This is a genomic window from Flintibacter sp. (assembly GCF_046973065.1).
In genome coordinates this window covers 39,901-48,066 of the sequence record NZ_JBKVXZ010000020.1, presented here as the reverse complement: position 1 = coordinate 48,066, position 8,166 = coordinate 39,901, and the positions used below count along the sequence as shown (strand labels likewise).

The window sequence follows — 8,166 nt, the reverse complement described above, 5'->3', positions numbered from 1 at the left end:
GTGGCTGTAGTGAACGTCACGCACGTCGAAGGAGGCGCGGTCACGGCTCAGACCGCCGGGGCCCAGGGCGGACAGACGGCGCTTATGGGTCAGCTCGGCCAGAGGGTTGGTCTGGTCCATGAACTGGCTCAGGGGGCTGCTGCCGAAGAACTCCTTGATGGCGGCGGTGACAGGACGAATGTTGATGAGGCTCTGGGGGGTGACCACATCCAGATCCTGAGTGGTCATACGCTCGCGGATGACGCGCTCCATGCGGCTGAAGCCGATGCGGAACTGGTTCTGGATCAGCTCGCCCACGCAGCGCAGACGGCGGTTGCCCAGGTGGTCGATGTCATCGGGGGTGCCGATGTTGTGGGCCAGGCCGTTGAGGTAGTTGATGGAGGCCATGATGTCCTCTTTGATGATGTGCTTGGGCACCAGGTCGTCCACATGGGCGGCGATCTGCTCCTTGAGCTCCTCACCGCTGAACTGGTCCATCAGCTGGCACAGCACGGGGAAGAAGACCATCTCAGAGATGCCGCACTCCTCGGGATCGAAGTCCACGAAGTTCTTCATGTCCACCATGTTGTTGGAGAAGACCTTCACCTGCTTGCCGTCGTCGTCCAGCACCACCTCGTTGACGCCCTTGGCGGCCAGCTCACGGGCGCGCTCACGGGACAGGGACTCACCGGCCTCGGCGATGATCTCGCCGGTGCGGGGGTCGGCCACGGGCATGGCCAGGGTGTGGCCGGAGATACGGGTGGCCAGGTTCATCTTCTTGTTGAACTTGTAACGGCCCACGGCGGACAGGTCATAGCGCCGGGGATCGTAGAAGGTGGCGTTGAGCAGGCTCTCAGCGGAGTCCAGCGTGGGGGGCTCGCCGGGACGCAGCTTGCGGTAGATCTCCAGCAGGGCCTCCTCGTAGGTCTTGCAGGAATCCTTCTCCATGGTGGCCACGATCCGCTCGTCCTCACCGAACATCTCCAGGATCTCGGCGTCGGTCTTGGGACCAACCGCACGGATCAGGCAGGTGATGGGGAGCTTGCGGTTCTTATCGATGCGGACATAGAAGATGTCGCTGAGATCGGTCTCATACTCCAGCCAGGCACCCCGGTAGGGGATCACGGTGGTGGCGAAGGTCAGGTTATCCGCCTTATCCGCGGTACGGGTGTAGTACATGCCGGGAGAACGGACGATCTGGGAGACGATGACACGCTCGGCACCATTGATCACAAAGGTGCCGGAGTTGGTCATGATGGGGAAATCTCCCATGAAGATCTCCTGCTCCTTGATCTCCTCGGTCTCCTTGTTGCGCAGACGCACCTTCACCTTGATGGGAGCGGCGTAGGTGGCGTCCCGGGCCTTACACTCCTCCACGTCGTACTTGGGCTTCTCGTCCATGGAGTAGTCGATGAAGCTCAGCTCCAGGTTGCCGGCGTAGTCGGTGATGGCGGCTACGTCCTTGAAGACCTCACGCAGGCCGGTGTCCAAAAACCACTGGTAGGACTTCTTCTGCACCTCCAGCAGGTTGGGCATCTCCAGGATCTCCTGGTAGCGGGCAAAGCTCTTGCGCAGGGTCCGGCCGTAGTACACGTCCTTGGCTCTGGCTTCCACGCGGGCGCGCACGTCTTCCATGCTTTCCTTTACCATTCTAAAAATCAACTCGCTTTCTTCGTCACTAAACGGGCAGATCTACTGTTTTCCGGTGGGTTTGCGGCGAATCCCATCCGTTTCTTTGTGGAGAATCCACAATTTCCCGGATTTCACTTGGTGCCGCACACCCGGGTGCGTTGTTCGTTTTCTATCGGTTTCTCTTGCCTTTTTATATTGGCTATGCTACACTGTCTCAAGAACATGGGGGACCTTGTTCTTTTTGACATGGATATAAAAGCATTTTATTGTACCATGGTTGGCAGATTTTTGTCAACCGCTTTTTTATTTTTTCTTGTCCTGTATAACGCCGCAGGGCCGCAGATGTAAAAATCTGCGGCCCTGCGGCGGTTGTTTTTAGAAAGGAATGGTCCTTGCTGACTTATTTAATTTTGATCTTAAAGATCGCCTTTTTAATGGTGGTGGGCTCCCCTACCTTCACCGCAGTGCGGTGAGCATCGGCAGGATAGCACAGCAGGAAGTCACCTGCGTTGAGCACCACGTGGCTGTTGGGCTCGCCCTCCAGAGGCAGGAAGTCGTCCTTCTCCACAAACTCCTTCTGCTCCATGTTGTCGATGAAGTTCACATCGATCTGCTCGGGGCCGCGGAGCATGAAGTGCAGGTCCAGATACTGCCGGTGGGCCTCCCAGAAGCGGTCGGCGGCGTTGGTGGTCTCGTACTCCACGATGTTGACGAACAGGTCGTCCCCGTCGATGGTGTGGCTGCCCTTCTCAAAGCTGAGCAGATCGTGGGTGTTGGCGTAGTCAAAGCACTTGCCCACCACGTCCTCCAGCCAGGCATAATCTTTGCGATCACGGATGTTGCCGAATACCATGGATATGGCCTCCTTGTTTTTTGAAGGCTCCCGGCCTGGCCGGGAGCCTCAGAGCTCTGTGGAAACAGAGGTTAGTTCTTGTAGATGGTAGTGTTGGGAGCGGGAACGCTCTTGTCACCCTTCACCGCACGCCAGATCATGGAAGCGGGGATACCCACAACCAGGGACACGGCGATGGAGATGATGGAGTAGGACCAGATGGACACATCAGCAGCATAGGGGCCGTACTTGATGAAGACCATCACAGCGGAAGCAGCGATGAAAGCCAGGGTGGTACCGAAGGTGTTGGCCACCTTGGTGAAGGCGCCCAGGATGAAGCTGCCGATCAGGATGCCCAGAACCAGGCCCATGAAGCCGTTGAACCACTCGTAAGCGGACTTGACGCCGCCGTTGGCCAGAACCATGGCCACCACGATGGAGAAGATACCAACCAGCAGAGAGACGTACTGACCGATCTTGGTCTGGGTCTCAAAGCTCAGCTTCTTCTTGGACAGACGCTCCTGAATGTCCAGGGTCCAGCTGGAAGCCACGGAGTTCAGGCCGGTGGACAGGGTGGACTGAGCAGCGGCATAGATGGCGGCCAGCAGCAGGCCGGTGACGCCAACAGGCAGCTCAAAGGCAATCCAGGAAGCGAAGATCTGATCCTGCTGAGCAGCAGGGGGCAGGGGGTTGCCCTGGGTCTGATAGAAGGCATACAGGCCGGTGCCGATGAGGTAGAAGACGGTGGCAATGAAGATGGACAGGCAGCCGTTGGCCAGCATCATCTTGTTGAGCTTCTTGGTGTCGGTGGTGGTGGTGAAGCGCTGCACGATGTCCTGAGAGGAGACGTAGGAGCCCATGGTGTTGAAGCCGGCGCCCACGATCAGCAGGAACACGCTGTCCTTCAGGATGTTGGCGTCAAAGATGGGCTGATCCACAGCCAGGAACTTGTGGTTGTTGGTAAACTCGTTGATGATGGCACCGAAACCGCCATCCAGGTGAGCAATCAGGAAGATGAGACCGAAGGTAACGCCGATGAGCAGCACGGAACCCTGGATGAAGTCGGTCCACAGCACGCTCTTCAGGCCGCCGGTGTAGGAGTAGATGATGGCGATGATGCCCATGATGATGATCAGGATGTTCACGTTGATGCCCATCAGAGAGGACAGCACCATGCAGGGCAGGTACATGATGATGGACATACGGCCCACCTGATAGATGATGAACATAACAGCGCCCAGCACGCGCAGGAACTTGCTGTTGAAGCGCAGCTCCAGGTAGTGGTAAGCGGTATCAATGTCCAGCTTGCTGTAAATAGGCAGGAAGAACTTGATGGTCAGAGGAATGGCCAGCAGCATACCCAGCTGGGCAAACCACATGATCCAGGTGCCGGCGTAGGAGTTGCCGGCCAGGGACAGGAAGGAAATGGGGCTGAGGAGGGTAGCGAAGATGGACACGGAGGTGACCCACCAAGGCACAGTTCCGTCGCCCTTGAAGTACTCTTTGCCCTTCATCTCTTTCTTGGCAAAGTGCAGACCAGCAAACAGAACCGCCAGCAGATAGACGATCAGTACTGCCAGGTCAATGTCAGTAAAACCTTGCATGTTAGGCATGTGTTGTTATCTCCCTTATCTTAAATTCTCCCGGACAGGCGGCACCACACTCCGCCTGTCCAGCGCGATTGGCTTTGCGGAGGATTGTTATGCGGGGGATCGGTTATACAATAGATCAGCAGTACTTAGCCTTGGCAGCCATGACCATAGCGGCGGCCTCCTTGGCCACAGCCTTGTCGGCCTCCTGCAGGTTCTCCAGAGGCTCACGCACGCCGCCCAGATCCAGGTTCTCGTTGATGCGGAGCATCTCCTTGGCCACGGCGTACATGTTGGCGTGGCTGGAGCACATCTTGTAGATGATCTCGTTGATGTCATACTGCAGCTCGGTGGCCTTGTCCCGCTCGCCGGCAACGATCAGCTCGTTGAGCTTCTGGAACAGCTCGGGCATGACGCCGTAGGTGCCGCCGATGCCGCCGTCAGCGCCGATGGCGCGGCCGGCCACAAACTGCTCGTCGGGACCGTTGAACACCACGAACTCGCCCTTGGCAGCCTTGCCGGCGGCCTTGAACATCTGGATGTCCTGGGTGGGCATGGAGGAGTTCTTCACAGCCACAACCTTGGGGTTCTTCATCATCTCAGCAAACAGGCTCATGGTCAGAGCGGTACCGGCCAGCTGGGGGATGTTGTAGATGACAAAGTCGGTGTTGGGAGCGGCAGCGCTGATGGCATTCCAGTAAGCAGCGATGGAATACTCAGGCAGGCGGAAGTAGATGGGAGGGATAGAAGCAATGGCGTCCACGCCCACTTCCTCAGAGTGCTTGGCCAGCTCCACGCTGTCCCGGGTGTTGTTGCAGGCCACGTGGTTGATGACGGTCATCTTGCCCTTGGCCACGGCCATCACGTTCTCGATGATGATCTTACGCTCAGCGACGCCCTGGTAGATGCACTCGCCGGAGGAGCCGTTGACGTACACGCCCTTGACGCCCTTGTCCATATAGTACTGGGTCAGAGCGCGCACCCGCTCGGGGCTGACGTTGCCCTGCTCGTCATAGCAGGCGTAGAATGCAGGAATAATGCCCTTATACTTGTCCAGATTGCTCATGATTTTTTCCTCCTCTATATATATGTCTCCGGCCTCGCTTCAGGCCCGGAGAGGTTTCTCCGCGCACACCGCGCGGTTAGGGAACATGTTCAGCGGGCCAGGATCTCACCCAGCATGGTATCCACCATGATCAGGCAGCGGGGCACATGGAAGGGACCCTTGAAGGTGCAGCCCTTGCAGGCAGGCATGGTGGGCTTGCCATCCCGGCGGAGATAGCCGTACCACTCACCGTACTCGTCGTCAGCAAAGTAGGTCTTGCAGTAATCCAGCACCTTGAAGAACCAATCCAGGTACTTCTCATCGCCGCTGTCCCGATACATCATCAGGCTGGCGATCAGGGCCTCGTTGTGGGGCCACCACAGCTTCATGTCGTGCTCATAAGCCTCGGGGGGGAAGCCCTTGCAGTCGATGAAGTACAGAATTCCTCCGTACTCATTGTCCCAGCCGTTGGCGATGGCCATGTCAAAGACCTCCATGGCCTTGCGGCGCAGCTCGTCGTCGTTGGTGTACTTGGCCTGCTCCATCAGGAACCAGGAGCACTCGATGTCGTGGCCGGGGTTCACAAAGCGGCCGGCAGAGATGTCGCCCATGAACTCGCCGTTGGGACCCACGGTCTCCAGGGTGCACTTGAGTTCGGGCTTGTGGTGATACTTAAAGATGGTCTCCACGCACTCCTTGGCCCGCGCATCGTACAGCTCGCGCTGCTCAGGGTCGCAGCGGCGCAGGACCGAGGTGATGTTCAGGTAGATCATGGGGTCGGCCAGAGCCCGGCCGGTACGGGTCTCGGGAATGGTCTTGGGGCCCATGCCGGTGGGGTCCTTGATGAGACCGTTGTTCAGGTTCCAGATCAGCTCGTAGGCGCGGCGGGCACGCTCAATGTACTCCTTCTCGCCGGTCAGGCCGTAATACTCGGCGTTGGCCAGGGCGTAGAAGCCCTCGGAGAAGCAGTAGCGGCGCTGACGCAGAGGCTTGCCGTCGGCAGTGACGGTGAAGTACATCCGGTCACCGGCCTCGCGGTTGATGCAGTACTTCTCCATGAAGTCCAGGCAGCTCTTGCTGGCCTGCATCCACTCATCCCGCTTGCCGTACACGTGGCACAGGTAGGCGTAGGTCCAGCCGCAGCGGCCCTGCATCCACACGCTCTTGTCGGTGGAGAACAGCCGGCCGGTGCGGTCGATGCAGGTGTACACGCCGCCGTGCTCCTTGTCCATACCGTACTTCAGCCAGAACTCCGCGCTGCTGGCCAGCTCCTTTTCCACCCACTGTTTGGCCTGTTCCAGTTTCTTTACATCCATGTTAAGACCAACCTTTCCTTTGTCAGATATCTTTGATATCTGTCCGCTCCGTTTACTTGTTTTCCTTTTGTTGTAACCATCATAGCACTCGTGAAAATAATTTTCAATTCGTATTAGTGTTTAAAATTTTTTCACAATTTCTGTGTATAATGACAAATGAATGTGAAATTTTCTTGAAGCATGTGGTTTTTTACCTGTATTTATTCCATTCTTTTCTGACTCACTCCCGCTCCTCCCCGCTTTGAAAATAATTTTCATTCCACTTCCCTTCTCCGAAGTGTCTCTCCTCTTCTCTTTCTTCCGTCATCTCTCACAGTTTCCGGCGGTAAAAACCCGCTACCAATTTTCTAAGGTGTGTGATATGATAAAGGGCGGTTTCAAGATACTTTACCAGAAAGAAGGGTTTTCAATATGCACTGTATCCGTCATGTCACCGAAGATCTGATTTGGATCGGCGGAAACGACCGCCAGCATCCCCTGTTCGAGAGCACCCATCCGGTTCCCCGTGGGATGTCCTTCAACTCCTACTTGCTGCTGGATGAGAAGACCGTGCTGTTTGACACGGTGGACCGGGCCATCCAGACCCAGTTCTTTGAAAATCTGGAGTATGCTCTGGGCGGTCGTAAGCTGGACTATGTCTTTGTCCACCACATGGAGCCCGACCATGCCGCTACTCTGGGCGATGTGATGCTCCGCCATCCGGAGGCCACCATCGTCTGCAACGGCAAGATCCTGAACATGATCCGCCAGTTCCACTGCACCGATCCCAAGGAGGTCCATCTGGTCAACGAGGGCGACTCCATCACCACCGGCCGGCACACCTTCACCTTTGTCAATGCCCCCATGGTTCACTGGCCCGAGGTTATGGTGAGCTACGACTCCACCGATAAGATTCTCTTCTCCGCCGATGCCTTCGGCACCTTCGGCGCCCTCAACGGCGTGCTCTTTGCTGATGAAGTGAACTTTGACCGGGACTGGCTGGACGACGCCCGCCGGTATTACACCAACATCGTGGGCAAGTACGGCCCCCAGGTTCAGGCCCTGCTGAAAAAGGCCGCCGGCCTGGATATCCAGATGATCTGCCCCCTCCACGGTCCCGTGTGGCGCAAGGATCTGGGCTACATCGTGGACAAGTACGCCAAGTGGGCCGCCTATGAGCCCGAGGTCCAGGGCGTGCTCATCGCCTTTGCCTCCGTGTACGGCGGCACCGAGACGGCTGCCAACATCTTGGCCTGCCGTCTGGCCGAGATGGGCATCCCTGTGGAGATGTACGACGTGTCGGTGACCCACTACTCCTACGTTCTCTCCGACGCCTTCAAGTACAGCCACATCGTCTTTGCCTCTACCACCTATAACAACGGCATCTTTGTCTCCATGGAGAATCTCCTCCACGACATCGCCCACCACGCCCTGCGGGGCCGCAAGGTTGCCCTGATTCAGAACGGTTCCTGGGCTCCCGCCAGCGGCAAGCTGATGACTGAAATTCTCTCCGGCATGAAGGGCATGGAGATTCTGGAGGCCCCTGTCACCCTGAAGTCTACCCTGGCTCCCGGCCAGGACGCCGAGCTGGAGGCCCTGGCCAAGGTCCTCGCCGCCAGCGTGAAGGGCGAAGAAGTGGTCGAGGAATCTCCCGCTCCCCAGGACAAGCCCAAGGGCTTTGTCTGCAAGATCTGCGGCTTCGTTTACGAGTCGGACACCCTGCCTGACGACTTCATCTGCCCCATCTGCCGCCGTCCCGCCAGTGATTTTGAACCCTTAGCCTGAATATCAAAA

Annotated in this window: 6 protein-coding genes and 1 pseudogene; 1 reads left to right on the top strand and 6 read right to left on the bottom strand. The window is 57.5% G+C overall.

Annotation, left to right across the window (positions count from 1 at the left end):
• The 6 genes and pseudogenes from ACLTXB_RS09045 to ACLTXB_RS09020 form a co-directional block, all read right to left on the bottom strand.
• A pseudogene (locus tag ACLTXB_RS09045) lies at positions 1-1,614 on the bottom strand (DNA-directed RNA polymerase subunit beta); the annotation flags it as partial.
• Between the two features lie 397 nt (positions 1,615-2,011).
• Positions 2,012-2,464: a YhcH/YjgK/YiaL family protein gene (locus ACLTXB_RS09040; RefSeq protein ID WP_008981836.1), complete on the bottom strand. Its 453-nt coding sequence runs from the start codon at positions 2,462-2,464 to the stop codon at positions 2,012-2,014.
• Between the two features lie 71 nt (positions 2,465-2,535).
• Complete coding sequence (locus tag ACLTXB_RS09035) at positions 2,536-4,047, bottom strand: sodium:solute symporter (RefSeq protein ID WP_428226731.1); 1,512 nt, start codon at positions 4,045-4,047, stop codon at positions 2,536-2,538.
• A 124-nt stretch (positions 4,048-4,171) separates the two neighbouring features.
• Positions 4,172-5,098, bottom strand: a complete 927-nt coding sequence (locus ACLTXB_RS09030; RefSeq protein ID WP_428226728.1) for a dihydrodipicolinate synthase family protein — start codon at positions 5,096-5,098, stop codon at positions 4,172-4,174.
• Positions 5,099-5,187: 89 nt separating this feature from the next.
• Positions 5,188-6,393: an AGE family epimerase/isomerase gene (locus ACLTXB_RS09025; RefSeq protein WP_008981833.1), complete on the bottom strand. Its 1,206-nt coding sequence runs from the start codon at positions 6,391-6,393 to the stop codon at positions 5,188-5,190.
• Between the two features lie 120 nt (positions 6,394-6,513).
• Positions 6,514-6,651, bottom strand: coding sequence for a hypothetical protein (locus ACLTXB_RS09020; RefSeq protein ID WP_428226727.1), 138 nt, complete (start codon positions 6,649-6,651; stop codon positions 6,514-6,516).
• 153 nt (positions 6,652-6,804) lie between these two features.
• Here ACLTXB_RS09020 and ACLTXB_RS09015 point away from each other — a divergent pair, with 153 nt between their 5' ends.
• The gene (locus ACLTXB_RS09015; RefSeq protein ID WP_428226726.1) at positions 6,805-8,157 is read left to right on the top strand and encodes an MBL fold metallo-hydrolase; all 1,353 of its coding nucleotides are present in this window, start codon (positions 6,805-6,807) and stop codon (positions 8,155-8,157) included.
• The last annotated feature ends 9 nt before the right edge of the window (positions 8,158-8,166 follow it).

What these genes read in the sequence shown, in the direction of transcription:
- ACLTXB_RS09040 (WP_008981836.1), bottom strand. Translation starts at nt 2,464, where the DNA reads ATGGTATTCGGCAACATCCGTGATCGCAAAGATTATGCCTGGCTGGAG.
- ACLTXB_RS09035 (WP_428226731.1), bottom strand. Translation starts at nt 4,047, where the DNA reads ATGCAAGGTTTTACTGACATTGACCTGGCAGTACTGATCGTCTATCTG.
- ACLTXB_RS09030 (WP_428226728.1), bottom strand. Translation starts at nt 5,098, where the DNA reads ATGAGCAATCTGGACAAGTATAAGGGCATTATTCCTGCATTCTACGCC.
- ACLTXB_RS09025 (WP_008981833.1), bottom strand. Translation starts at nt 6,393, where the DNA reads ATGGATGTAAAGAAACTGGAACAGGCCAAACAGTGGGTGGAAAAGGAG.
- ACLTXB_RS09020 (WP_428226727.1), bottom strand. Translation starts at nt 6,651, where the DNA reads ATGAAAATTATTTTCAAAGCGGGGAGGAGCGGGAGTGAGTCAGAAAAG.
- ACLTXB_RS09015 (WP_428226726.1), top strand. Translation starts at nt 6,805, where the DNA reads ATGCACTGTATCCGTCATGTCACCGAAGATCTGATTTGGATCGGCGGA.